Origin of the sequence: Stenotrophomonas sp. SrG, from assembly GCF_050031795.1 — a bacterium.
GTDB lineage: Bacteria > Pseudomonadota > Gammaproteobacteria > Xanthomonadales > Xanthomonadaceae > Stenotrophomonas > Stenotrophomonas rhizophila_A.
Genome location: NZ_JBNBBE010001073.1, coordinates 1 through 240 on the forward strand (window position 1 = coordinate 1; position 240 = coordinate 240).

General features: G+C 75.0%; 1 pseudogene. It reads right to left on the minus strand.

Going from position 1 to position 240, the window contains the following annotated elements:
- Nucleotides 1-240, minus strand: a pseudogene (locus tag ACQG3P_RS22775) (hybrid sensor histidine kinase/response regulator); the annotation flags it as partial.

The window sequence follows — 240 nt, forward strand, 5'->3', positions numbered from 1 at the left end:
CACCTGCGCCGTGGACGCAGACGCCGGCTCGACCTGTTGCGGGCCCTCGGGCACCTGGGGGTCGAGCGCGGCACCTTCCCCCTGCTCGCTGGCAAGCCGGGCGCTGCCGCCGGACTGGCGCGCGAAGCCGGAGGGCATCGACCGGCCCAGGCCGGGGCAGTCGCCCTGCGGCGGGGGGGTGACGAACGGTTCGTATCGCTTGTTGATCGGGTCCAGTGGAATGCCGGTTCGGGGGGCGGG